General features: G+C 49.1%; 25 protein-coding genes. 13 read left to right on the plus strand and 12 right to left on the minus strand.

What is annotated here, in order from left to right:
* Positions 1–785 (plus strand): LPXTG cell wall anchor domain-containing protein (locus NXS08_RS00005; protein WP_259135983.1); only part of this gene is annotated, 785 nt, incomplete at its 5' end.
* 159 nt (positions 786–944) lie between these two features.
* On the opposite strand, the gene NXS08_RS00010 is transcribed toward NXS08_RS00005, so the two are convergent.
* Together NXS08_RS00010 and NXS08_RS00015 are read right to left on the minus strand one after the other, a co-directional pair.
* Positions 945–1616: a TrkA family potassium uptake protein gene (locus NXS08_RS00010; protein WP_259135984.1), complete on the minus strand. Its 672-nt coding sequence runs from the start codon at positions 1614–1616 to the stop codon at positions 945–947.
* A 39-nt stretch (positions 1617–1655) separates the two neighbouring features.
* Positions 1656–3095, minus strand: a complete 1440-nt coding sequence (locus NXS08_RS00015; RefSeq protein WP_259135985.1) for a TrkH family potassium uptake protein — start codon at positions 3093–3095, stop codon at positions 1656–1658.
* A gap of 255 nt (positions 3096–3350) precedes the next feature.
* Here NXS08_RS00015 and NXS08_RS00020 point away from each other — a divergent pair, with 255 nt between their 5' ends.
* Entirely contained in the window at positions 3351–3449 is a 99-nt protein-coding gene (locus tag NXS08_RS00020; RefSeq protein ID WP_003792170.1) for a 30S ribosomal protein bS22, read from the plus strand.
* An 82-nt stretch (positions 3450–3531) separates the two neighbouring features.
* Here NXS08_RS00020 and NXS08_RS00025 read toward each other — a convergent pair whose 3' ends face one another.
* Genes NXS08_RS00025 through NXS08_RS00040 form a run of 4 tightly spaced genes read right to left on the minus strand, consistent with a single transcriptional unit; the run spans position 3532 to position 6928 of the window.
* Complete coding sequence (locus NXS08_RS00025) at positions 3532–4197, minus strand: histidine phosphatase family protein (protein WP_259135986.1); 666 nt, start codon at positions 4195–4197, stop codon at positions 3532–3534.
* A complete protein-coding gene (locus NXS08_RS00030; protein ID WP_259135988.1) occupies positions 4163–4669 on the minus strand; it encodes a PLD nuclease N-terminal domain-containing protein in 507 nt (168 codons plus the stop codon). The genes NXS08_RS00025 and NXS08_RS00030 overlap by 35 nt, the downstream gene beginning before the upstream one ends.
* A 40-nt stretch (positions 4670–4709) precedes the next feature.
* Positions 4710–5618, minus strand: a complete 909-nt coding sequence (locus NXS08_RS00035; RefSeq protein ID WP_259135989.1) for a 1,4-dihydroxy-2-naphthoate polyprenyltransferase — start codon at positions 5616–5618, stop codon at positions 4710–4712.
* Entirely contained in the window at positions 5615–6928 is a 1314-nt protein-coding gene (locus tag NXS08_RS00040) for an AMP-binding protein (protein ID WP_259135991.1), read from the minus strand. The genes NXS08_RS00035 and NXS08_RS00040 overlap by 4 nt, the downstream gene beginning before the upstream one ends.
* Before the next feature lie 290 nt (positions 6929–7218).
* Between NXS08_RS00040 and NXS08_RS00045 the strand changes: the two genes are divergently transcribed.
* The gene (locus NXS08_RS00045; RefSeq protein ID WP_259135992.1) at positions 7219–8715 is read left to right on the plus strand and encodes a L,D-transpeptidase family protein; all 1497 of its coding nucleotides are present in this window, start codon (positions 7219–7221) and stop codon (positions 8713–8715) included.
* Between the two features lie 49 nt (positions 8716–8764).
* The gene (locus NXS08_RS00050) at positions 8765–9745 is read left to right on the plus strand and encodes a 1,4-dihydroxy-2-naphthoyl-CoA synthase (protein WP_259135993.1); all 981 of its coding nucleotides are present in this window, start codon (positions 8765–8767) and stop codon (positions 9743–9745) included.
* A 77-nt stretch (positions 9746–9822) separates the two neighbouring features.
* Here NXS08_RS00050 and NXS08_RS00055 read toward each other — a convergent pair whose 3' ends face one another.
* Positions 9823–10593 (minus strand): MIP/aquaporin family protein, encoded by a 771-nt coding sequence (locus NXS08_RS00055; RefSeq protein WP_259135994.1) that lies wholly within the window; start codon positions 10591–10593, stop codon positions 9823–9825.
* A 318-nt stretch (positions 10594–10911) separates the two neighbouring features.
* Here NXS08_RS00055 and NXS08_RS00060 point away from each other — a divergent pair, with 318 nt between their 5' ends.
* Positions 10912–13155 carry a beta-galactosidase gene (locus NXS08_RS00060; RefSeq protein WP_259135996.1) on the plus strand — a complete coding sequence of 748 codons (2244 nt, stop codon included), beginning with the start codon at positions 10912–10914 and terminating at the stop codon, positions 13153–13155.
* Here the strand turns inward: NXS08_RS00060 and NXS08_RS00065 are convergent.
* Positions 13102–13452, minus strand: a complete 351-nt coding sequence (locus NXS08_RS00065; protein ID WP_259135997.1) for a hypothetical protein — start codon at positions 13450–13452, stop codon at positions 13102–13104. The two genes, NXS08_RS00060 and NXS08_RS00065, sit on opposite strands and share 54 nt — an antisense overlap.
* 40 nt (positions 13453–13492) lie before the next feature.
* Between NXS08_RS00065 and NXS08_RS00070 the strand changes: the two genes are divergently transcribed.
* The 3 genes from NXS08_RS00070 (at position 13493) to NXS08_RS00080 (ending at position 17841) form a co-directional block, all read left to right on the plus strand.
* The gene (locus NXS08_RS00070) at positions 13493–14548 is read left to right on the plus strand and encodes an o-succinylbenzoate synthase (protein ID WP_259135998.1); all 1056 of its coding nucleotides are present in this window, start codon (positions 13493–13495) and stop codon (positions 14546–14548) included.
* 22 nt (positions 14549–14570) lie between these two features.
* Positions 14571–16427, plus strand: a complete 1857-nt coding sequence (gene menD, locus NXS08_RS00075; protein ID WP_259136000.1) for a 2-succinyl-5-enolpyruvyl-6-hydroxy-3-cyclohexene-1-carboxylic-acid synthase — start codon at positions 14571–14573, stop codon at positions 16425–16427.
* A gap of 103 nt (positions 16428–16530) precedes the next feature.
* Positions 16531–17841, plus strand: a complete 1311-nt coding sequence (locus NXS08_RS00080) for a S1C family serine protease (RefSeq protein ID WP_259136002.1) — start codon at positions 16531–16533, stop codon at positions 17839–17841.
* A gap of 133 nt (positions 17842–17974) precedes the next feature.
* On the opposite strand, the gene NXS08_RS00085 is transcribed toward NXS08_RS00080, so the two are convergent.
* Entirely contained in the window at positions 17975–19330 is a 1356-nt protein-coding gene (locus NXS08_RS00085) for a nicotinate phosphoribosyltransferase (protein ID WP_259136004.1), read from the minus strand.
* 70 nt (positions 19331–19400) lie between these two features.
* On the opposite strand from NXS08_RS00085, the gene clpS reads away from it, so the two are divergent.
* Genes clpS through NXS08_RS00105 form a run of 4 tightly spaced genes read left to right on the plus strand, consistent with a single transcriptional unit; the run spans position 19401 to position 21971 of the window.
* Complete coding sequence (gene clpS / locus NXS08_RS00090) at positions 19401–19691, plus strand: ATP-dependent Clp protease adapter ClpS (RefSeq protein ID WP_259137318.1); 291 nt, start codon at positions 19401–19403, stop codon at positions 19689–19691.
* Positions 19692–19710: 19 nt separating this feature from the next.
* Positions 19711–20340, plus strand: coding sequence for a DUF2017 domain-containing protein (locus tag NXS08_RS00095; protein WP_259136005.1), 630 nt, complete (start codon positions 19711–19713; stop codon positions 20338–20340).
* 18 nt (positions 20341–20358) lie between these two features.
* Positions 20359–21177, plus strand: a complete 819-nt coding sequence (gene murI / locus NXS08_RS00100; RefSeq protein WP_259136007.1) for a glutamate racemase — start codon at positions 20359–20361, stop codon at positions 21175–21177.
* The gene (locus NXS08_RS00105) at positions 21174–21971 is read left to right on the plus strand and encodes an MBL fold metallo-hydrolase (RefSeq protein ID WP_259136008.1); all 798 of its coding nucleotides are present in this window, start codon (positions 21174–21176) and stop codon (positions 21969–21971) included. Before murI ends, NXS08_RS00105 begins: the two co-directional genes overlap by 4 nt.
* 134 nt (positions 21972–22105) lie before the next feature.
* Here the strand turns inward: NXS08_RS00105 and NXS08_RS00110 are convergent, their stop codons facing one another.
* The 3 genes from NXS08_RS00110 to rph are packed head-to-tail and all read right to left on the minus strand — an operon-like array spanning position 22106 to position 24696.
* A complete protein-coding gene (locus NXS08_RS00110) occupies positions 22106–23272 on the minus strand; it encodes an NADH:flavin oxidoreductase/NADH oxidase (protein ID WP_259136009.1) in 1167 nt (388 codons plus the stop codon).
* A gap of 59 nt (positions 23273–23331) precedes the next feature.
* A complete protein-coding gene (rdgB, locus tag NXS08_RS00115) occupies positions 23332–23949 on the minus strand; it encodes an RdgB/HAM1 family non-canonical purine NTP pyrophosphatase (protein ID WP_259136010.1) in 618 nt (205 codons plus the stop codon).
* 6 nt (positions 23950–23955) lie between these two features.
* Positions 23956–24696, minus strand: a complete 741-nt coding sequence (gene rph, locus NXS08_RS00120) for a ribonuclease PH (protein WP_259136011.1) — start codon at positions 24694–24696, stop codon at positions 23956–23958.
* A gap of 46 nt (positions 24697–24742) precedes the next feature.
* On the opposite strand from rph, the gene nudC reads away from it, so the two are divergent.
* Positions 24743–25654, plus strand: coding sequence for an NAD(+) diphosphatase (gene nudC / locus NXS08_RS00125; protein WP_259136012.1), 912 nt, complete (start codon positions 24743–24745; stop codon positions 25652–25654).
* Positions 25655–25669: the final 15 nt, after the last annotated feature.

Raw genomic sequence — 25669 nt, forward strand, 5'->3', positions numbered from 1 at the left:
CGGAGAATGCTTATGCTCCGGCTTTGTATGATACTGCGTTGAAGTTGGCTGTTGGTAAGTCTGATCGGTTTATTAAGATTGGTGATCCTAAGAAGATTACTTTAGTTGATAAAGCGACTTTAGATTGTGATCCTCGGATTGCGACTGCTCCTGTGGTGGAAGCGAAGTTTGATTTGGTTCCTGCGCAGTGTGTTAATAAGGTGGCTGAGGATAATCAGTTGAAGGTTACTGGTAAGGTTGCTGCTAATGTTCGTTTTGTAGCTACTGTTGATGGTCAGTCGATTTCTTTGAAGCAGGAATTGCGGGAGAAGTTGAGTGCTGCTGGTACTTTGACGCTTGCTGATTTGCAGGCTGCTTATCCTAACTATGCTGTTCCTTATGGTAAGGAACTGCAGGTGCAGATGTATTACTTTGATGCGGAGAATGCTTATGCTCCGGCTTTGTATGATACTGCGTTGAAGTTGGCTGTTGGTAAGTCTGATCGGTTTATTAAGATTGGTGATCCTAAGAAGATTACTTTAGTTGATAAAGCGACTTTAGATTGCAAGGTAACTGATCCAGTTGCACCGGAACAGCCAAAGGTAACTGATCCAGTTGCTCCTGAACAGCCAAAAGTTAAAGAGCCTAATAAGGAACAACCTGGTAAGAGCGCGATTGCAGTGAAGCCAGGAAAGAAAGCTACTCTGCCGCAAACAGGTAGTTCAGCAGGCTTGTTGGCAATCTTTAGCATTCTGACTCTATTCGCTGGAATTACGCTAATGCGTACCCAGCGTAAAGAGAGCTGAATCTAAAAATACTTAACAAAGCAATAATCGGCGTGATGAAACATTTGATATTTCATCACGCCGATTATTAATTAAATCACCTAGTAGAATCTGAAACCCAAGACTGCAATAGCAGAAACCTCAGTCCACTAAAAAATAGTTAGACGGCAATAAAGAATGTTACGGACGATTTGCAAAGTACTCTAATAGAGCGCCGTCACCGGAAACGATAATAATATCTTCCTTATCAATACGCGTATCTGCCGAAGCATAAGCAAAACCCAACCCAGGTTTCAAAACCCCGAGCACATTCACCCCGTAGCGAGCGCGAATATCCGACTGGGCTAACGTAAAGCCCTGGAATTCTTTTGGTGGACGCATTTTCATAATCGCAAATCCTTGCTTATCCATTTCGATATAGTCCAACATGCGACCTGAAACTAAATGGGCAGTACGCTGTCCCGCATCAAACTCTGGATAAACCACGTGATGAGCGCCAATCCGACGCAAAATCCGCCCATGCTCTCTGGAAGTTGCTTTAGCCCAAATAGACGGCATACCAATATCCACTAAGTTCGCGGTAATCAACACAGAGGCTTCTAAAGAAGACCCCACCGAAACCACAGCTGCAGAAAAGTCTCTGGCACCAAGCTGCTCCAACGCTTCCGCATTCGAAGCGTCCGCTTCAACCAGCGGAATCCGCCCCGTGAACTGTTGGATTTTAGCGGGATTCTTTTCTACCGCTAAAGTCTCTCTACCCAGTCGATCTAAAGTAGAGGCCACAGCAGAACCAAACCGACCTAAACCGATCACCAGCGTACCGGACGATGACTGCCAATCCGACTCAGCCATTAGGAAGCCCCCTTAAAAACATGAATAACTAGAATGATTCTACCCAACAATTGGTGATTCTTCTGGAAGACGTATCACTCTACGCCGAGAACGCAAAGCCAAAGCAGCTGCGAAAGTCATTGTCCCCACTCTGCCTAAGAACATCAGCAACGTCAGCAAATATTTAGCACCATCCGGAAGCAACGGCGTAATTCCGGTAGATAACCCGACTGTGGCAAATGCTGAAATAGTTTCAAAAAGCGCCTGATCTAAAGAAAAAGGCGTAATAAGTAACATCACCAAAGTTGCAGCCGCAACAATAAAAGAACCAATCAAGGTAACTGCAATGGCAACTCTCACCGTGGAAGGAGGAATACGGCGTCCAAACACTTCAATATCACGATCCCCACGCGCTTCAGCTAAAACAGCCAAAGCTAAAATTGCGAAAGTAGTTACCTTCATACCCCCAGCAGTAGACGCAGAACCACCCCCAATAAACATGAAAATGTCTTGGATAAACCAAGTTCCGCGAGTCATCTCACTCATATCAACAATAGAAATACCGGAAGTACGAGAATTCGCACCAGCCAATAAACTATGCATGACCCGATCCAGAACCGAAAGTTTCCCGAAAGTCGCTTCATTTTGCCATTCGGAAGCTCCCACTAAAATCACGTTCACAATATAGAGAGCAAAATACACCACCAAAGTTAGTTTGGTATGTAACGAAAGCCGTTTCGGTGTCCGCCAATTTGCTGAAAGATCACGCATCACGGGGAAGCCAATAGCCCCCAGGAAAGTTCCCAAAATAATCGGGGTAATCATCCAAATATCAGAAGTAAACGGAGCTAAACCACCAGGCAGAATAATGAAACCAGCATTGTTGAAAATCGAAATCGCCGTAAATAAGGCGTACCACACAGAATGCGCAAAATCATTTTCTAAAGTGAGGAACCTGGGCAAAAGCACCAAAAAGAGAAGAAAATCTACTGTCAAAGCCGTGACCACCACGGCTTTCAAAAGTGAACCCAACTGCCCTAAAGAAGAAGTTTTCGTTTCAGAAGCAGCCAAAAGACGCTGCGTTAAACCCAAATGATGAGAAACTGCCAGACCTAAAGCAGAAGCTAAAGTCATCACCCCTAAACCACCGATAGAAATCGCGATAGCAAGAACTACCTGCCCAAACGGAGACCAGTAGCTGGCCGTATCAACAGTTACTAAACCAGTGACACAAACAGCAGAAGTTGCCGTGAAAAGGGCATCAGCAAACGGGGCGCGCTGCCCGCTGGTAGTGGCAATCGGTAGGCTCAGCAACCCGGTTACAATCGCGATAATAGTTGCGAAAATTCCCACCGCAACACGCGCCGGATAAGTGCGCGCATAGTAGTCAGCAGCTTGGCGGAGGCGGGCAATTAGAGTATTTTCCGTCCGAGGGCGACTGCTGGGGGTAACAGATTGTTCAGTGGCTTTTAAAGGAGGAAGCCTATCAGGACGAAACACAACGTTCTTGTTGCGTGAAAAGGGAAGAGGGAACTTCACAATCTGTCCTTTAACTGAACTGTTTTAAGATACTAAGGTTACTTATATTATGTTACTTACTAAAGGTCGTTCCCAGCTACCTTTAATCAGCTTTTTTGAGTTAAACTAGTTTTTGGCGCAGGTTAAACTGCATAAGTTTGACAAATCATGCACTTACTCTATAAAGTGCATATTTGGCTGGTAAATGTCCAGGAAACATCGTTAAGGAGGGGCAAAATGGGCTCCGTTATTAAGAAACGTCGCAAGCGTATGGCGAAGAAGAAGCACCGCAAGTTGCTTCGTAAGACTCGTCACCAGCGTCGTAACAAGAAGTGATTAAAAGCCCCGCAATGCGGGGCTTTTAACGTTTACAGTTACTTACCTTAAATGAGAGACAAAACCTCTCATCTAAAACAAGCTACTGCAAATTCTGCGCTTCTGAAGTTCCCGGAACTAAATCTGCCGCATGCTTAAGTAAATGCCCAGCAGGTTCCCAATAGTAACAACCCACCAGCGTGTAGTCGTCAAAAACTAAAGAAGTAATTGACGCTAAAGAACATTCACGCTGGTACGGCAAATGTGCCAACGGCCAGCCCTCAACCCAAGAACGCACCACCCAAATGGGAAGCTGATGGGAAACCAAAAGAGCTTCCCTCCCATAAGCAACCTCTAGAGTGTCAGCGATGACAGAGCGCATCCGCGCCAAAATCTGCACATAAGGTTCACCCCAAGAAGGCCTAAAAGGATTCAGAAACTGGCTCCAATGTTCTGGGCGTAATGCTTGTTTCCAATTAGAGGCAATATCTGCGCCCTCGAAATGATTCCATGCTTCTACCAGGCGAGCATCCGCCGTAACCGGTAAATCATACTCTAAAGCAGCAGGCAAAGCTGTTTGCTGCGTGCGCAGCAGGGGAGAAGCCGCAATTAAAGCCAAATCAGCTTCCTCTTTACGCAAACCCTGCGCAGAAGCAAAAGCCATTTTATGCCCTAAAGCAGAAAGCTCGAACCCCGGCAACCGCCCGTAAAGAACCCGCTCAGGATTAGCAACCTCACCGTGCCGCATCAGATGAATCGTCGTCTGCATGCCCTTCCCCCTTATCTTTAGATTTACTGTCCTGCTCATCAGAGTTACTGTCCTGCGAATCTAATTTTGGAATCTGCAATTCACCGCTAGCAGCAGCATCCGTCTGCTCCGACGCAGCCCGAGCTTCCTTCCGCCGCTTATACAGTTCCTTTTCCAACTTCCACAAAAACTCTGGATCATCATCAGGAGCAACCGGGTCACCATGAGACGCAGAACGTGAAGCACGTTTTTTACCTTGGAAAATCTCCCCTAAAGAAAACCCATTCTCATCAGCCAACTGGACACGAGAAATCACCAGCCACGCTAAACCACCAAAAGGAGGAAGAATTATTGAAAATAAAATCCAATAAGCCTTCGGAATACCTCCGGGAAACTGGCCAGAAGGAAAACGATCAGGACGGGTTGAAGCAATCTCAGCCACCGCAAAAATGGTAATAGCTACCGAAAAAATCAAAAACAAAACTCGTGGCACAAAACCTCCTCAAAGCTATAAGAACCAGACTAACAGCAAGCTAGCTGAGGAAATACCCTAAACTGATGACAAAACCGAAAAGCAACGTAGTTACCCCCAAATTACGAAGCGCAGGAAGTAAACCAGCTCCCACTATAGAAGGCAGCGTATTTTGCACCAGCAAAATAAAAACAGAGCCAAAAAGCAAGAAACTCACCCAATAAAAAGCCAACGGTAAGGAAAGCGGTAAAGAAAGTAGACCTAATAAAAGCCCCGCCCCAATCAGACCCTGACAAACTAAACGAGAAACACGATCACCTAAACGAACCGCGACAGTACGTTTACCTACCTGCGAATCAGTTGGAATATCACGAATATTGTTAATGAATAACAGGGCGACCGATAAGAAACCCACCCCAGAAGCTGCCAGCCACAACCAAAGTGGTGCTTGCTGCACCTGCACCCAGGTAGTGCCAACTGTAGCCATTAAACCAAAAAAGACGAACACGAAAAGCTCAGATAAGCCAACCCCCGCATACCCGTAAGGAGTTTTACCGCCAGTGTAAAACCAAGCCGCAACTACCGCTAAAACCCCCGGTAGTAAAAGAACCCACTGACCAGAAATAAATAAAATTACTAAACCGGTTAAACCGGCAAAAGCAAAACAAGCTAAGGCCACAAATAAAACAGTTTTTGGACTCACCAAACCAGATGCCGTTAAACGCAGTGGCCCAGAACGCGCATCGTCAGTACCGCGAATACCATCAGAGTAGTCATTGGAAAAATTAACACCAATCTGCAACGCTAAAGCCACTAACAACGCTAAAACAGACAGTCCCCAATGCAACCCACCTAACCGATCGGCAGCCCCAATCCCAATTAAAACCGGAGCCACTGCCGCTGGAAGTGTCCGTAAACGAGCACCCTCTAACCAATCTTGCAAAGACACCTGTCTGTTTAACTCGCTCACAGTTCCTCCTTAACAACTGGCTTCACCCAAAAATTCGCGCTTCGTTGAGCCACTGGTAACCCCAACTGTTCCTTAACTAACTCCACTAAAACACTCCGGTTCGGTTTCCCCAAATCCGTGAGCGGCAATGCTGCAACCGCTAAAAATGCTTGCGGAGCAAACTCACGCCCCAAAACTTCACCCACTAAGTCCCGCCACTTCGAAGCAGAACTAACCCCAGGTGCAACAACTACAGCTGCAACCAACTGCCCCCAAGTATCATCAGCCACCCCAACGACCGCAACTTCAGTTAGCTCAGTTACATCTAAAAGAGCGTCAGCGACAACTGCCGGAGAAATATTCAAACCGCCTGAAATAATAACGTCATCGGCTCTACCAAGTACCTGAACAATTCCGCCCTCGGAAATAATCTGATCCGCAGTGCGTAAGAATTTTTTCTCACCTTGCCAAATGAAATCCGCTCCCGCTTCACCATCTAAATAATCAACCAGTAAAGACGGGGAATGGATTAATGCACACCCGTTTTCCGCGGCAATAACCTCAACCCCTGGCAGCGGCACCCCATCGTAAACTACTCCACCAGAAGTTTCAGTCATGCCATAACTGGTGTGTACCCGCAAACCAGCTTCGCGAGCAACCTGCAACAGTTGGCGAGGAACCTGCGTGCCCCCAACCAAAATCGCGTCCAAACGACGCAAATAATCCAACAGCTCACCGCCCGCATCCAACGCGGCAGCTAACTGCTTAGGCACTATCGCCAGGTAAGCGCGCAAATCAGAACGCACCCCACCACCAGAAAACATTGACCGGCACGCTCGCGTTAAAGCATCAGCATCAAAACCCGCATCCAACTCAGCAATAATCGGAGAAGCCTCTGCCACACAGCACCGCACCAAAGTCATTAAACCCGCAATATGATGAACCGGCAAAGCCACAATCCACCGGCCGGGGCCTCCCAAAGCCTCATGGGTGGCACGGGCTGAAGCAACTAAAGCACCATAAGACAACCCCACTAACCGCGGCTGGCCGGTAGTAGAACCAGAAGTCTCCACAATCACGTCTACTTCAGCGGGTAGGCGGCGCAAACGTTGCTCTAACTCTGCGGTACTTTGCGCGATTACCGGCGGATAACACTCCGCTACTGGCCGGGGCGCAACCACAATCCACCGACCGCGTTTTTGACCTGTCTTTTCTTCTCTTTCAAAAAACTCCCAGAGTTTATGAATAGCAGAATAAGTACGAGTAATAGCTAAAGCTGAAGTTCCCCCCGGAACTAGCATTAACTCTGGGGCTAAAGCAGGAACGGTCACAAATGACTCCTTAAAATAGGTACATTCTTCATTTTATATGTCTTTAATAAATAGTGTGGGGGACAGGGGCGTGACCGCGTAATCGTGCAAATAGAAATAAAACTGCTGAGAAGTTTAAAAACGAGTAAAAGAAGTTAGAAATTTGAGCAAAAGCACAACCAGAGTATCTGCCTCTTTTAAGCTAATTCACATATAATTAGGAAGAATATAGAAGCCAGGTCTAAGCCAATCGAAAATTTCACCGAATTTTCAGGGGAAAATACCTGGACGGTGAACCTAAAAGGGAAAGCATGGACACAGTAGACGATCTTACAAATGCAACAGAGAATGTAAGCGCAGCGCCAGAAAAGAAACGTTTCAAACGTGGAATGAAAGTAGCTGTGGGTGTTGCAGCTGTTTTAGGGCTAACTTTGGGTAGCTCCATGGTTGCGTACGGAGTTTACTATGAGGATCGTGTACTTCCTGCAGTAACCCTCCAAGGAAAAGATATTTCAGGGATGAAGCAGGCAGAAGTTGAAAAATTAATCGCTGACACTTCTGCAGGTAAAGAACTGGTCTTTGAAGTTGGTAGCGAAAAAATTCAAGCCAAATACGAAGAACTGGGCATTACTACTGACGTAGCTGCCACAGTTGATAGTGTTTTTTCTGCGAACCAAACTCTTTGGAATCGTTTTATCGCCTACTTTGCTCCCCGCGATCTGATGATCGTGAAAAAAGTTGATGAAGCTAAACTGAATCAATTTGCAGACGGATTAGAAGAAAAACTAGCTAAACCACGGCAAAACGCAAAATTAGAATATGACGCTGAAGTCGGCGAATTTAAAGCTATCCCAGGTGTTACCGGCGAAGTAGTAGATAAAGCTGATCTGCTGACTCAGGTGAAAGCCAAACTGGCTACTCTTGACGAAGCCCCAGTTAAAGCGAAAATCGTTTCTCAAGAACCAGATGTTACTGATGAACAGGTAAACGCCTACAAAACTAAAGCTGTAGAACTGGCTAATCTGAAACTTGCTTTCTTTGAAGGTAACTATGACATTGAAGTTCCCGTGGCGAAAAAAGCCACTTTGCTTAGCTTCACTGACGCAGACGGAAAAACTGTAGAACCCCACTATGACGAAGCTAAAGTGCATAAGTACGTAATGGACTTGTCAGTGGAAACTAACTCCCTCCCAGAACCAGCTTTGCACAATGTCAATAGCAAGGGTGCAGTGGTACAGGTAGCTACCGAAGGAAAACCCGGGTGGAACGTAAACAACGCTGAAGCAGTTGCTAATCAAACTGTTGAAGCTCTAAAAGCAGGGAAAGAATTCCGCGGAGAATTCACCTACGATAAAGTTCCCCAACCGGTGGAAACCCGTTTAATCGCTGACGGGGCAGAAGGCTTAGCCTACCAGGCAGCCCCCGGGGAACGTTGGATCGACATTAACCTCTCTAACTTAACAATGACCGCCTATGAGGGTTCAACACCGGTTTACCATACAAACCAGATTGTTCCGGGCGCGCCAGAAACCCCCACGATAACTGGTAAGTTCGCCGTTTACTTGAAATACAATGTGCAGGATATGCGCGGCACCAACATCGACGGGTCACCTTACTTAACTAAAGGCGTACCTTGGGTGACTTACTTCCACGGTGGCTACGCGATTCACGGGGCACCTTGGCGCGCTTACTTTGGTTTAGGGCACTCAGCAGGTGGTTCACACGGCTGTGTGAATACCCCCAGCGTACACGCGAAGTTCATCTACGACTGGTCACAGATGGGTGACCCGGTAGTGGTTCACTACTGATCCTTAAGACAATAACAGTAATACGCTCATAACTACTAGAATGGTAGGTATGAGCGTATTACCTTTTGTATCCGATACTTTTGACGCTTCCCGCTGGCGGGAAGTTTCCGGTTTTTCTTTAACTGACATTACCTACCACCGGGGGATCTCACGCGGAAAAGACATAGATGGTAAAGCAGTTGGGGAAGATCTGCCGGTAGTTCGAATTGCTTTTGACCGTCCGATTTTACGAAATGCTTTCCGCCCGCACACAGTTGATGAACTGTACCGTTGTTTAGATCATGCGCGGATGACACCAGATGTAGCTGCGGTGATTATTACCGGGAATGGGCCTTCTCCAAAAGATGGAGGCTACGGTTTTTGTTCCGGTGGTGATCAGCGGATCCGCGGTAAAGACGGTTACCGTTACGAAGATACTGATTTAGGTGAGGACGCAGCAGCTTCAGCGCGTCGAGAAACCATTGATCCTGCCCGGGCAGGCCGGTTACATATTCTTGAAGTCCAACGTCTGATCCGCACCATGCCGAAAGTAGTAATCGCAGCGGTATCTGGCTGGGCAGCAGGTGGGGGACATTCCTTGAACGTGGTGTGTGACCTGTCAGTTGCTTCTATAGAGCACGCGCGTTTTATGCAAACTGACGCTAATGTGGGTTCTTTTGACGCCGGCTATGGTTCAGCACTTTTGGCACGCCAAGTGGGGGATAAGCGGGCGCGAGAGATTTTCTTTTTAGCCAGAGAATATTCTGCAGCTGACGCCCAGCAGTGGGGAGTGGTAAATGAGGCAGTTCCACACGCTCAGCTGGAAGAAACGGCTTTAGAATACGCTAGGATTGTGGCTACTAAATCACCGCAGGCAATCCGAATGTTGAAGTTTGCTTTCAACTTAGCTGACGATGGTTTAGCTGGGCAGCAGGTATTTGCGGGAGAAGCAACCCGTTTAGCCTATATGACGGAAGAAGCCCAAGAAGGTAGAGATGCGTTTGTTGAAAGAAGAAAACCAGACTGGTCATCTTTCCCTTACTATTTCTAAAGAAATAATAGTTCCATAAAATATGGGGTGTGGAGATTTCTCCACACCCCATATAGGTTGTTTTAGTTATGGGAGGCTTAGAATGCGCCTACCATAAGTCCGCCGGCAAGGGCGCCGAGGACGCCACCAACCAGTGGGCCAACTACTGGAACCCAAGAGTAACCCCAGTCAGAGCCACCCTTACCCTTGATAGGTAGAACCGCGTGAGCAATACGAGGTGCCAAGTCACGAGCTGGGTTGATTGCGTAGCCGGTTGGGCCACCGAGGGAAGCACCGATCCCAACGATCAGGAAGGCAACGCCCATTGGAGCGAGCCAGCCAAGAACTGGGTTGGAAACTTCTGGGTTGCCACCAATTAGGCCAGCGGTAACGATTACGAACAGAAGTACGAAAGTGCCGATGGCTTCAGTGATCATGTTCCAGAAGTAGTCGCGATCTTCTGGGCCAGTTGAGAATACACCGAGTTTTGCACCCTGGTTGTCGGATAGGTCGAACTGCTTGCGGTAGGCCAGCCAAGTCAGTACTGCACCGAGGAATGCGCCAGCGAATTGAGCTAGGATTGCAACCATAATCTGAGCAAAGTTAACGCTTTCGCCTGCTACGAGCATTTTCGCTACTAACCCAAGAGTAACCGCTGGGTTCAGGTGTCCGCCGGTCTTGAAAGCAACAATGACACCCATCCAAACTGCAATACCCCAGCCGAAGTTTACGTGCAGGAAGCCGGTTCCGTTACCTTTGTTCTTTGGCAGGATGTTGTTAGCAACAACGCCTCCACCGAGAAGTAGTAGCATTGCGGTTCCCGCAAATTCAGCCAGGAAAATCTGGCCCATTGTTAGATCAGCCCACATAAGAGGACTCCTTTTCATTGATTAACGCTTATGCGTACATTAGATTGCAGATTCGCTACACTGTGAATCTGAGACGGGACACACTTCATTATGTAATGAATACAATTGTATTCGGTGTTTTCCCCGTTAGGATTTATTGTATAGGAAAAACAATTAATTTCCTGCAAATGTTCAACTAACTGGGATTAAATTCGTTTTAAACCCACGTAAATGAAAAAATGTGCGTGCGTGTGTAACGGAATTCCAAACTGGTGAAACCCCAAATATCAACTAAAATTAATCTCAAATCTCCCCAACAAAGCCGCTAAAGGACTCTACATGACTTGGTCAGAGAAATTTCCCTCCCACTCATTCTTCCGTGAAAACACCCTTGCCTACGGTGGGGACTGGAATCCCGAACAGTGGACACCCGAAACTCTCACTGAAGATTTCCAACTCATGCAAGAACTTAAAGTAAACCTCATGTCCGTAGGCATTTTCAGCTGGGCAAAACTAGAACCAAGTAGCGGAAACTATGACTTTGCTTGGCTAAGAGAAATCTTAGACGAATGCCACCAAAAAGGAATTCAAGTAGACCTGGCAACTCCCACTGCTGCAGCCCCCGCCTGGTTATTCAACACTGATCCAACCGCAACTGCAGTGACTAAAAGCGGAGTGAGACTAACTTTTGGAAGCCGGCAAGAACACTGTCCCACCAACCCCACCTACCGCCAGGCAGCTAAAAAACTAGTCGAAAAACTCGCCGAAACTTTCGGTAATCACCCGGCCGTCACCATGTGGCACGTCAATAATGAATACGCTTGCCACACCTTGCGATGCTACTGCGACAACTGCGCTATAAACTTCCAAAAATGGTTACGCGAACAATACGAAACTATCGAAAACTTAAACTCTGCCTGGGTGGGCGCATTTTGGTCAAACACTTACACGGACTTCACCCAAATCCTACCTCCGCGCACTACCGCAACTTTCACTAACCCCGCCCATGAACTGGACTACTACCGGTTCGCTGACGAACAGCTTTTAAGAAACTTCCTCACCGAAGCTGAAATAATCCGTCGCCACAGTCCAAACCGTCCGATCACCACAAACTTTATGGGCGAATTCCCCGCCCTGGACTATGCAAAATGGGCAGAACATCTAGACCTAATTAGTGACGACGACTACCCAGACCCAGCAAACCCAGCAGCAGGACATCAGGTTGCTTTCAACTCCGCCCTTATGCGCGGATATGCCGGTGATCAACCTTTTATCCTAATGGAACAAACCACCGCAGCCGTCCAATGGCGCAAAAAGAATACTCCTAAACGCCCTGGACAACACCTCTTATGGTCACTTTCCCGGGTTGCCCACGGCGCCAACGGAATCCTCCAATTCCAATGGAGACAAAGCCCCGGAGGAGCAGAAACTTTCCATTCAGCGATGGTAAATCACAGCGGGAAAAGCTCCTTCTTCTGGGAGGAAACAGCCCTAACCGGACAGGTACTTCAGCAGCTAAATGCAGTGAGTGAAGAATTTACATCTCACTCAATTGCTGTACTTACTGACGCAGATAGTGCTCGGGCACGCCACCTAAGCGTTGGCCCAAAAGAAACTCCGTTAAACTATGCGGCGGCGCGCGCGTGGCATAAAGCCCTGTGGGAAAAGAACCTCCCTGCGGACGTAGTGGCCGTGCGACAACTGCTAAAACAAAACCCGAACCGTTACCAAGTAATCATCGTTCCAGATATTTTCATCGACTACCCCGAACTGGCCCAGCATTTAGAAAAAGCAGCCGCAGCGGGCGCGCAGATTATCGTTACAAAAGAAACTGGGGTAGTGGACTGCACGCTTAAAGCCATTCTGGGTGGCTACTTGGGGTCGCTGAAAAATCTCTTAGGCGTAAAAGTTACTGATCATCGTATAAACGCCAGTGAGTATTCCCAGCTCTCCTCAGAAAACGGCGTTAGTCTTCCCTATCCAAAACCCGATCCGCGGGTAAATCACATTTCCAGCGCGGTTGGTATACCGGGAGCGGACAGGCAAATCTACCTGGATACTGATTTTGCGCCTTTGCAACGCGCCCTCGAAAAAATTGGTAAACCGACGCCGCGGATAACCGGCTTTGAGTGGGGGGAATACGTGGTAGCCACCCAACCTGCTTCTGAAACTACCTTGCCGACTTGGCTAAATGATGAAGTTGAAGTAATCGCCCAATTCAGTGGGCAGGGCGGAAATGACCTGGCAGGGTGGCCGGCAATCACCCGCCGCCAAGTGGGGAAAGAAACTAAAGGCGCCGCCTGGTATGTGGCCACTGATTTAGACGAGGTCGGTAAAGCAGCCCTTTTGGAAGTAGTTTGTGCCTACGCGCGTATCAGCCCCACTGCGGTGGATCTTCCCGCGGGGGTAGAAGTCACCCAAAGAGGGAACGTACGCTTTTACCTAAATCACTCAGACAAATCTGTGCAGTTAGCTGGGGTAAGCGGATTTGAACTAACCACCCAAAGGGAAGCAACTGGGCATGTGATGCTACCGCCGCGCACCGCGATTGCGGTTGCGATACCAAGCAGGTTGCAGAAATAAAGGGATTTTCTTACCGAATAATCCCGCAACACAACCGCCTAATCCGACCAGTGCCAATAAGCCACCGAAAGTAGAAAGTGACCAGTAAATCCAAGGAATCTCACGGGACAGTCCGCCTATTGAAAGCAGAGCTAACCCAAGTAGAGCCATGGAAAAAGCCGGGAGAAACACGAAAGCAAACCGCGCATCGATTATTCCGTTATTAGATTCCCAAGCTCTCGCAGCAGGAGTATCCTGACGCAGATACCAAGCGGCTATTCCCGCGCCAACACTAAGTAAAAGAGCAATAATAAACATATTTACAGAGTACCTGGTTTACCAGCAGAATAGAGGAAGCATGCAGACACTATTTGCAGTTGAGAAAACTGAGCTAAGCACACCCGTCCAAGCTGCTTTAACGCAGATTGACCGCATCGCTTTTTTCACTCTGCCGTTAAAAAACAAATTCCGCAAAGTCACCCAGCGGGAGGGCCTACTATTACACGGGCCGGCAGGGTGGGCGGAAGTCTCCCCCTTTTGGGATTATGACAGTGAAGAATCCGCCCACTGGCTGGCAGCAGGGTTAGAACAGGCAACCGACACTCGCAGCCTACCCACCTACCGCAACGAAATCCCCATAAATGTAACCATTCCCGTGGTTTCACCTGATAGAGCAGCAGAAATTGTGCAAGAGTTTCTCTCTACAGTAACTGACCCGGCACAAGCGGTAACCGCAAAAGTGAAAGTCGCTGACCCCGGAGTGACTTTGGCAGAAGATGCCTCCCGTCTTGCAGCGGTAAGAGAAAACTTAGGAGGGCGCGGAAAAATCCGCATTGACGCAAATGCAGCGTGGAACGAGGCAGAAGCAGTTGAAGCAATAAACCTTTTAGGAAAAGCCGCTGGCGGTTTAGAATACGTAGAACAACCCTGCGCAACAGTTGAAGAACTTGCGCAAGTTCGGCGCCGCTGCAACGTTCCCATCGCCGCAGATGAGTCAGTGCGCCGCGCAAGCGATCCTTTAGCAGTTGCCCGCGCCCAAGCAGCTGACCTGCTGATCGTGAAACTCCAACCTATGGCAGGAATTCGCCGTGTTGTGGAAGTAGTAGAAGAAGCAGGCCTACCGGCAGTAGTTTCCTCAGCCTTAGATTCCTCAGTGGGAATTGCCAGCGGACTACGCTTAGCTGCTAGCCTACCGTCCCTGCCTTTTGCCTGCGGATTAGGTACCGCGCGAATGTTTACCTCCGACGTGGTAGAAACACCCCTAATACCCCGCGGCGGATTCCTCACCTGGGAAGAACCTCAAGTTTTATGGCAGTCAGCTCAAAATGCGGAACGCCCCAACCCCATCAATGAACGCATAACCGCGTGGAAACTACGCTTAGAACAAATGGTGAACGCGGTAAACTATTACTGAACTTTAAGGGGGAGACTATTCCATGAACACCGCCGCACCCGCGCAGACCACAGGTAACTCAGTGACGGATACACGCTACCTACTCACATTCTTAGCTACACTGGGAGTCCGCCACTTCATCTACTGTCCGGGATCTCGATGTGCCCCCTTCGCATACGCGCTGGCAGATTTAGAAACTGCCGACCCCACCGTGAAAGTCTATCCAAAAATAGATGAACGCAGCGCCGGATTCTTCGCCCTGGGAATCGCTAAAGCCACCGACCAGCCGGTAGCGGTAATTATGACATCGGGAACCGCCGTGGCCCACACTCTCCCCGCCGTAATGGAAGCACACCACACGCAAACCCCACTTTTAATTATCTCCGCCGACCGTCCCTATGAAATGCGCGGAGTAGGGGCTTCTCAAACCACCCAACAAATTGGGATTTTCAGTCACTTCGTCCGCCGCACTATAGATTTACCCGCCAAACTGGAACTGCCCACAAACCCCCAGATACCCCTAGCTTTACCAGCCCGAAAAGTTCTCAATCAACTGCGGCATTTAGCCCGCTGCTGGCAAACCGAGGGCGCCCAAAGAGGCCCCGCTCACCTCAACGTAGCCCTGAGAGAACCACTAACCCCCACAGAAACAGAAACACACGGTGAACAACTAATCCGACAGTTATTCACCGCCACCACCGCAATCCTAAACGGGGAAACTTCCCTTACCAGCAGTACGGGTGGGGAAACTTCCCCTACCAGCAGTACCGGCGGGGAACCTGCGATTAAACTGGCAAAACCAGTTCCACCTACGCCCTCGCAACCCTGCCCCCCGCACCTGCTTAATCCCCAACTCAAAACCGCCCTCATAGTCGGCGAACACCGCGCGGCAATGGGCTGGCAATGGGAAGAATACCTGGAAAAAGGCTACTTAATCCTAGCCGAACCCGGAACCACCCCGTTCTCTGCCGGGCTCAGCGCCCCCTGCCAACAGCAAATGGTCACCAAATACGCAGACCAAATCGAACAGCTTATCGTCATCGGCAGACCCACCTTATCCCGCCCCCTCACAGCGCTTATCAACCAAGATAAAATCCCCACAATTGTTGTGGCTGAACCCGCCGACTACCCGGATTTAACCGCCAACGCAAAATACGTCACCGACCGGCGTATTGAACTGCCGAAACTAAGTGAAGAAGCCACCACTTGGGCGCAAAACTGGCGGGACCAAGCAATCACCTACGTGCGGAAAATCGGTAAAGAACTGGTATTAGCCGATGGGTTGCGCGCCGCCCAAATCATTTGGGACACGCTGGGAGCAAACCCCCTTATCGCCGGAGCTTCAAACGCAATCCGCTACCTAGATTTAATTGCCGATACCTCTTCTAAACACGGAGAAATATTCGCTAACCGCGGGCAAGCTGGGATTGACGGAACTATCGCTTTCGCTCGCGGAGTACACACTTTTTGGAAAGCACAAACTGCTGAAAAAGCAGGTCGCTTGGACGCGATTCGCACAGTCGTTTTCATTGGTGATATTACCTTTTTGCATGATGCTTCCTCGCTATTAAACGGGTGGGCAGAGGACTGTCCAGAAATTGACATTGTAGTTTTAGATGACGGCGGAGGGCGTATCTTTGCCTCTTTAGAACACGGAAAAGCTGCCTCTGAGGAACTTTATGAAAAGTATTTTGCGATGGGACAAAAAGTAAACTACCAGGCATTAGCTGATGGCTACGGCTGGCAGTATCACCAAGTAGCGGGATTAAGCTCCTCCGAACAACAGGTGAAAATGCAGACGCTATTAAGTGAAACAGAAGTTAAGGGCGGAAGAATTATCCATCTAGTTTGCGACCATAGTAAGATTTCTGAGCAAATCAGGCGGCTGTTTGCTTTCTAAACTTTATTTTGGAAGCAAATAAAAGCATAGTTTCAACAAGACAAAAGAATATCCTTAGACGCAAAATAGAAAAGTATCTTTTTGCCCGTCTGATAGGAGGCTTATGTCTAACTGGAATAGTCAGCAACCAGGCGAACCTGTTCCCGCGCAACCTGCAGAGGAATTTCAACCAGCTGCGCCGATTCCGCCCAGCTACCCGCAACCAAGCCAAGCTACGGCGTATCGGCCAGTTCCGGCTCCCACTGCGCTGGTAGTAAGGCGCGGACCAGGCTGGGGAGCTCTTTTCCTTTCCATGCTACTGACCGCAATTCTCACGGTAGTTATACTGTTTCTCAGCGGAATAACTACAACCCGATTCAGTTCTCACGCGCGCTCGCAAACAAACTTACTGGAACCACAAACTGATGGGCCAATCGCGAAAGTAGTTGAAAATGTTGGGGAAGCTCCCGACTGGGAAGCAGTTGCAAATGCGGTGCGTCCCGCAACGGTATCTTTAACCGTTAGCACCGCCGGTGGAGGTTCAACTGGCTCTGGAGTGATTTGGGATAATCAAGGACATATTGTTACCAACTATCACGTAATTGACGGGGCAGAAGGCGAACATTCGATTAACGTAGTGCTCTCAGATGGTAGGCTCTACCACGCTGAAGTTATTGGCTCTGATAAAAGCACTGACTTGGCAGTTATTAAACTTAAATCTCCTCCAGCTGACTTGGTCTCTGGAAACCTGGGAAGTTCTCATGACCTACAAATTGGGCAACCAGTAATGGCAGTAGGCTCTCCACTGGGACTATCTGATACTGTCACCACGGGAATTATCTCTGCGTTAAACCGTCCCGTGGCAGTTGCCGGTGTAAATCCTGGCGCACCCGGGTTTGGTGACCAACCTCAGGATCAAAAAACAGTTGCTGAACCAATCATTACTAACGCGATTCAAGTAGATGCTTCAATCAACCCTGGAAATTCCGGTGGCCCTCTCTTTGATTCCACTGGCCGAGTGATTGGAATTAACTCCTCTATTGCTTCAAATCGAAGCCGCGGTGAAGAAGCTGGTTCGATTGGACTGGGGTTTGCTATTCCCATTGACCTGGTACGGAACGTAGTAACTCAGATTATCGAAACCGGTACCGTTGCCCACGCGCAACTGGGTGTATCTATCACTAACGGGGTAGGAACTACCGCTTCAGAAAGCCGTTTCGGAGCTGAAATTAAACAGATTGTGCCTGGCTCTGCAGCTGAAATAGCTGGTCTAAAAGTTGGTGACGTAATCATCTATGTAGACGGTAATCAAGTAACTTCCGGCAGATCACTTACCGGATATGTCAGACGCTACCGTCCCGGGGACGAAGTTACCCTAAAACTGGTCCGCAGCGGAGAGGAAACTGAAGTTAAAGTTAAACTTGGCCAGAAATAGTCAAAGAAATCATTAAATTCAGATAAATATAAGTTTTGCTGGGAAGAAAGATCTTTCTTCCCAGCAAAACTTAATTTTCAAGGCAGTCTTACCTGGATTGCTGCAGCATTTACCCGGGCTGCTGTCACAGTATTTACTTGGATTGCTGCTGCATATCCAAGTAACGAGTAGGTACAGCCGCATCTCCTTCAGAAAGACGCCACGCCTGATAAGGCAACTCATTACGCGCCTTCACATGGTGAGCAGCCGCAGTTTGCACAATCTCAGCCCCCACAAACTTCGGATCAATCACCCCGTTAGAGACGTAAGAAATCTGGAGCGGACGCGCATTATGAGCCGCTAAGACTTCTTTAGCTTCCGCCGCAGAACAGTTCACAACCAGCAGTTCTTCCAGAGCATAACCAGACTCGCCTAAGACCCGTCCAGCATATTTTTCGCCCCCAACAGTGGACTTAGAAGCAGACTTTTTCGCAACGTCAATCCAATTGCCATTGGTATCTTCACGTTCGACCATCTTATACACTAAAGCCGCCGTAGGAACACCTGAACCAGTGACTAAACGCGTCCCCACACCATAGGAATCTACCGGCGCCGCCCCCAAAGCAGCAATCGCGTATTCATCCAGATCAGACGTAACAGTGATCTTTGTGCCAGTTGCTCCCAATGCGTCTAACTGTCCGCGAACCTTGAAAGCCTGGGCAACTAAATCGCCAGAATCAAGGCGAACAGCGCCTAACTCACCACCGGCTTTACGAGCAATCTGCACGGCTCGGGCAACGCCCTCGGAAATATCGTAAGTATCAACCAGCAAGGTAGTGGAAGTGCCTAAAGCATCAACCTGCACACGGAACGCATCTGCTTCACTGTCGTGAAGTAAAGTGAATGCGTGAGCGGAAGTCCCAATCGTAGGAATATCGTAACGAATCCCCGCTTCTAAATCAGAAGTCCCCACAAACCCGCCGATCACCGCAGAACGAGCCGCTGACACGGCAGCTCTTTCGTGAGTGCGGCGCGCTCCCATATCCAGGCAGGGGCGTCCGTGAGCTGCAATCGTCATTCGGGAAGCAGCAGAAGCTACCGCACAGTCATGATTAAGAATCGACAGAGCTAAAGTTTCAATTAAAACTGTTTCTGCGAAAGTTCCCTTAACCGTTAAAATCGGAGAGCCTGCGAAGTAACATTCCCCCTCAGCGTAGCCAGAAATGTCACCCTTAAACTCAAAGTTTTCTAAATATTTGATAGTTGGCGCAGAAACAATTTTCTTATCACTTAACCAACGGAGCTGTTCGGAAGAAAAATGAAAACGCTGTAAGGCTTCTAAAAAACGGCCGGTGCCAGCAACTACCCCGAAACGGCGGGTCGCTGGTAAACGGCGTCCGAAAAGTTCAAAAACAGTTTTTCGGTGAGCAGTGCCCGCTTTTAAAGCGGCATCAACCATAGTCAGTTCATACATATCCGTCAGGAATGCGGTTGAATTTGAAGAAATCATAATATGAGGATACTTCAAAACACTCCATCCAACGAGATTTTCTCATAACCTTATAAGTATGAAAGTTGCGATGCAAGAAGCGCAGAAAGTTGAAAGCTCCTTAGAAACCAACCGGTTTTCCGCTCCGAACTGGGCAACAATTGTGTGGAACGACCCAATTAACACCATGCAATATGTAGAAACCGTGTTCATGCGTCACTTTGGGTATTCGCAGGCAAATGCGCACGCGCTGATGATGCGCGTACACGTAGAAGGAAGCGCTCAAGTTTCCCAAGGAGCTAAAGAAAGAATGGAAGCCGATGTGCTTGCCATGCACGGCTTCGGATTGCGAGCAACTATTGAACCAGTAGAAAACGCGTAGCAGCCTAAGGAGGTGAAAATTGCACTTTGAATTTGAAATAGACAGCACTTTGGAAACTCAAGAACCCTATCTGCTAACGGTGCGGCAAGATTTTTCTGAACTTATCATTCACTTCACTTCCTCTTTGATTCTTACCTTAGATCCTCCCGTCGGAGGAATGGATATTCTAGCTTCCCTCTGTAGTAATACTTTGATTGAACAGCCTCCCACAGACCCGGTACTGCGTCACCTACTTCCCGATATGAGTATCGACCCGGATGAAGCTATTGAACTGCGGAGTTTAACCGAAGAAACTCTCCGCTATGAAAAAGCCCAGCGGCTAATGAAAGTTAGGCAAAAACTAGCTGAGACATTATCTCAAAACGATTTTGCGCCAGAAATAGAGATCCCCTACGGGCAGGTATGGGAATGGTTAAGTGCCTTTAACGATCTGCGGTTATTCTTAGCAGTTCGTCTTTGCGAACTGGGAGGAAATCCTGAGCTGGTGGAATTAGATGAAGTATATTTAGTTGAACAAGCCAGTCTGATTATGGATGAAGACTCCACTTTAAATGCGGAAAATGCGTTGGAATCGGTACTGTCCTTAGCTTACCTGGTAGTGTCTTGGTGGCAAGATTCACTATTAGAGAAGGTTAATTCCACCCTCTAATGCGGTTAGGCTTGAAGTATGTCAAACCAGCCAATTGGGATTTTCGATTCGGGCTTAGGCGGATTAACTGTAGCGCGCGCAATCATTGACAAACTCCCACAAGAAGAAATCCTTTACGTTGGGGATACCGCCAATACTCCCTACGGAAATAAACCTATCGCGACGGTGCGAGAAATGGTCCTCGGGGTGATGGATGAGCTGGCTTCGCGCGACGTGAAAATGCTGGTAATCGCCTGTAACACTGCTTCAGCTGCCGTCCTCAGAGACGCAAGAGAAAGATACGAAGTAGACGCGGGAATACCGGTTGTGGAAGTTATCCAACCAGCTTCTAAAGCTGCGGTAGTGGCAACTCGAAACCGGCGGATCGGCGTGATCGCCACCCAGGCAACAGTTACTTCCGGAGCCTATAAAGACGCTTTCGCAGTAGTTCCTGACCTGACCGTGGTACAGCAAGCATGCCCCAGATTCGTTGAATTCGTAGAAAAAGGGATTACTACCGGAGATGAGCTAAATGAAGTAGCCGAAGAATATTTAGCGCCAATTAAAGCAGCTCAAGTAGATACCCTGGTACTTGGTTGCACCCACTATCCGCTACTGACCGGCCTCATTTCGCAGCATATGGGAGATGAAGTAACTTTGATTTCTTCTTCTGAGTCCGCAGCAAATGAAGTTTATCAGCGTCTAGTGAGAGAAAATATCGCTGCTTCCGGAGTGGATTTAGGGAACGTACAACACAGGTTCTATGGAACTGGCACTTTGGATGCTTTTGCTCCGTTGGCACGGCGTTTTCTGGGGCCAATAGTTGGAGACGTGCACCAGATGGAGATTTCAAGATGAAACTTACCGTAGTTGGTTGCACCGGCTCAATGTCCGGCCCCTATTCAGCAGCTTCTTGCTACCTGGTGCAAGGACGCGGAATCTGCCCAGAAACTGGTGAAGACCGAGAATTTAACGTTGTTTTCGATTTAGGCCCCGGCTCTTTTGGACAGTTGTGGCGTTACGTTGATCCGCGGAAAATAGATGCCGTGGTATTTTCTCACCTGCACGCCGACCATATGGCTGACGTGATTTCCCTACACGTTTACCGGCGGTGGCATCCTGAAGGTGGCCTGGGGCCAGTTCTATTGGGCGGCCCATCTAACCTAATGGAAAGAGTCCGCGGGATAGACGGCGCAGACGAAACAGAAAACTATGAGACAGAGTTTAAACCCCTGATTTTGCAGGCGGGAGAAACCTTTGAAATCGGGCCGCTGCGGATCACTCCATACGAGGGGTGGCATACCGTGGAATCTTTCGGTTTCAGAGTAGAAGGCCCCTCTGAAGGAGACGCTTCCCATCGAGTGACTTTAGCGTACACCGGGGACACAGACTACTGTGAGAGCATGGAACAAATGGCTACGGGGGTAGAGCTGCTCCTTAGCGAAGCGGGGTTCACGAAAACTGATAAAGTCCGCGGAGTTCATTTAACGGGGGCGCGCGCCGCTGAGCTGGCTAAAAATGCGGGAGCACAGGCGATGGTGCTTACCCATATTCAACCGTGGACAGATACGGAAGTTGTCCTCAGAGAAGCTCGGCAGGTGTGGGCGGGTGCAATTTCAGTTGCCTACGCGGGCGCTACCTACACAATTTAATTCCGCGGGCGCTACCTACACGATTTAATTCCGAGGGCGCTACCTACGCAATTTAATTCCGAGGGCGCTGCCTACCCCGATGAGATGGGCATTCGCCAAAACTACGTTTACCAAACGCCCTCGGGAAGCTAATTTCAGTCACCCAGATGCCGGACGGTAGTTGCCCACGCATACTGTGGGCGCAAAAATGGGGCAAGCCCTAACTTCACAAAAGCACGATTTGGCCAAGTCGGGTCAGCCAGGAGTTGCCGACCCACTAAAACAGCATCCAACTGCTGGGCAGAAACCAAAGAACCAGCCCAAAGCGGATCAGTTATCCTACCAACACCAGCTACACAAGCGCCGGTAGCTTCTTTAATGCGGATCGCTTTTTCAATCTGATAGCTGCGGCTATTATCCATCGTAATCGGAATCAACCCGCCGGTGGAACAGTCAATCAAATCCACTCCCAGGGAAGTTACCACCCGCACTAAATCAATAGTTTGCGAAACAGTCCAAGACTCAGCTGCTTCAAGCTCGGCAGGCAGCTGCGCCCCGGCAAATTCATTTCTTTGATTTTCTTCCACCCAGTCAGTGGCAGAAAGACGCAAAAATAGGGGAATATCTTTACCAATCGCCTGCCGAATAGAGGTAACTACCTCAGTGAGTAACCGGATCCGGTTTTCAAAACAACCCCCGTATTCATCAGTACGCTGATTAGTAAGCGGAGAGAGGAACTCGTGGAGCAAATAGCCGTGCGCCGCATGGATTTCAATCACTTCAAAACCGGCTTGGACGGCGCGCACTGCCGCGGAAGTAAAATCGGCAACTATGCTACCAATCCCAGCTTTATCTAACTCTTGCGGGGTTACTAACCCGGGAAAAGCAATCGGCGAGGGCGCCACCGGCACCCACTTTAGAGAAGCAAGTTCTGCCGCCCGGCTTTCTTCGGTTTCTTCCGAGTGTTTCCAAGGGCGGTTAGTTCCCGCTTTTCGTCCAGCGTGGGCTAACTGGATTGCCGGAACTGCGCCGTGAGCTTTAATCGCGGTAGTAAGGCGACTAAACGCAGGGATTTGCTGGTCATCCCAAAGACCTAAATCCCAAGGGGTAATCCGCCCGTCAGGGCAAACACCGGTAGCTTCAACAATTAGCAGTCCCGCCCCACCGGCTGCGCGCGCACTGTAATGGGCAAGATGAAAATCATTCGGTTTACCCCGGTCACTACCGGTTGCTACCGCCGAATACATACACATAGGAGGCATCCAAATGCGGTTGGGGATAACCAGGTTACGAAGTTTAAGAGAATCATTTAAAGCTGGCATTTTTACCCTCTAATCGGTACGAAACAAATGTTTAGGTAATGAAGTTTAGGGGGCTGACTTTAAGCTAACACTTTAAGCAGCTGGGGAGCTAACGCAGTGAAAGCTACCGCCCGATGGGAAATAGAGTTCTTCACCTGCGGATCCAACTCTGCGGTAGTTTGTGAAAAACCGTGCGGAACAAAAATTGGATCGTAGCCGAACCCATTTTCTCCCCGCGGCTTATCCGTTAAAACCCCATTTAGTTTGCCAACCTCAACGGCTTCCAAACCACTTACCGGATCAACTAAAGCCGCTGCACACACGAAAGCTGCCTGCCGGTGAGCGGGTTTCACGTCAGCTAACTGGGCTAAAAGCAAATCCAAATTTGCCTGGTCATCCCCATGCTTACCCGCCCAACGGGCAGAGAAAATTCCCGGTGCCCCACCTAAAACCTCAACTGCAAGCCCCGAATCGTCAGCCACACAAGGAAGCCCCGTTTGCGCAGCCAAAGCCCGGGCTTTCAATAACGCGTTTCCAGCGAAAGTTACTTCATCTTCCACCGGAGGAGTCACCCTAAAATCACTTAAAGTAGCAATCTCCTCACGCGCTAACTGCGGAAGTAACGGGCTTAAAATTGCGAATAACTCATCTACCTTATGCGCGTTACCGGTCGCCAGAATCAAACGAAAATCAGTCATCCGAAGTCACTCACTTAAAGCAGCCTGCTGTAAGACAGCAAGTTCTTGGCAACCGCCCTCGGCTAATTCTAAAAGGGAAAGCAACTCTGCCCGCGAAAAAGGAGCGTGCTCAGCAGTGCCTTGAATTTCAATGAACTCGCCCGAGCCGGTAACAACCACATTCATGTCAGTTTCTGCTCGCACATCTTCTTCATAGGGTAAATCTAAACGCGGCTGCCCATCGATAATCCCCACAGAAATGGCCGCAACCGTATCTTGGAGCACCTTCTGGTTCGCCTTATCAGGAGCAATCCACCCCTGTTTTTGTCCCCACGCAATCGCGTCAGCTAACGCCACAAAAGCCCCGGTAATTGCCGCGGTGCGAGTCCCCCCATCAGCTTGCAACACGTCGCAGTCTAAAACGATAGTGTTTTCACCCAGGGCTTTAGTATCCACCACGGCTCGCAGTGAACGGCCAATCAGACGGGAAATCTCATGGGTGCGCCCACCAATCTTGCCTTTAACTGACTCACGTTGGGATCGTTGCGCCGTGGCACGCGGAAGCATAGAGTATTCTGCGGTCACCCAGCCTTCCCCAGAGCCGGCACGCCACCGAGGCACGCCCTCAGTTAAAGAAGCGACACAAAGAACGCGGGTTCCTCCAAATTCGATGAGGCAAGAGCCTTCGGCGTTGCTGATCCAGTTACGGGTGATTTTTACGGGGCGCAGCTGGTTATTAGCCCGCCCATCTGCTCGATTACTTGTCATATTTCAACACTACCTTGTTATGGGGCTAATAGCGTAGTTTATAAGTATGCAGATTATTCCTCCGCTTGGGGCAGGGCACTGGGAACAAAACCTGAGCCACGCAACTATCGACTGGCAACAGCTTTTTTCACAACCAAATCAGTGGCAGGCTGAACATTACGCCAGTTTTTTCGTGGTGGACGGGCGCGGAAACTACTGGCTTCCCTCTGCATCTGAGGTCACGCCCAGGTTCGCGGCGGGAGAGTACCGCGCAGTTTATTTAGGGTCGGTAGAAACCACTGTTTCACAAGCAACTAGAATGCTTCCGCAAGTAGTGGTCTTTGGGAGGCAAATCGCACAGATTAAACTCCCGTGGACACCGATTCGCGACGGAAAACAACTCACCCCCACCCAGGCGCAGCTTTACTCAGCTGGCAATGGGCTGGCAGCTTTTCACCTGGAGTACCGCTTCTGTCATCTTTGCGGTGGGAAGTTAGCTATTTCCGAGGGCGGTTGGTCACGGACTTGCCAGCAGTGTCACCTAACTGTTTACCCACGCCAAGACCCAGCGGTTATCACCGCAATTTTAGATGACACAGGCCGGATGCTACTGGCCCATAATGTGGCTTGGCCAGCGGGCAGAGTCTCTCTAATCGCCGGGTACGTGAATATGGGAGAAGCCGCTGAACAGACGGTAGCTAGAGAAATCTATGAAGAAGTTGGGCTAATTGTTAAACCCACTGAAATAAGCTACTTAACCACTCAGACATGGCCTTTCCCCCGTTCTTTAATGCTTGCTTATAAAGTAGTTTTAACTAACCCACCCGACCCGCAGGCGGATGGGTTAGAGATCAGCTGGGCACGCTGGTATTCACCAGAAGAATATATTGAGGCGATTACCACTAAAGAAATCAGCGGGCCAGTGAACCGCTCAGTAGCTGCCGCGCTTGTAAAAGCCTGGTTAGAAGGTAGTTTGTAAGACGCTTAACAGTGG

The sequence above is a fragment of the Gleimia sp. 6138-11-ORH1 genome (genome assembly GCF_024814355.1).
In the GTDB taxonomy this organism is placed as follows: Bacteria; Actinomycetota; Actinomycetes; order Actinomycetales; family Actinomycetaceae; genus Gleimia.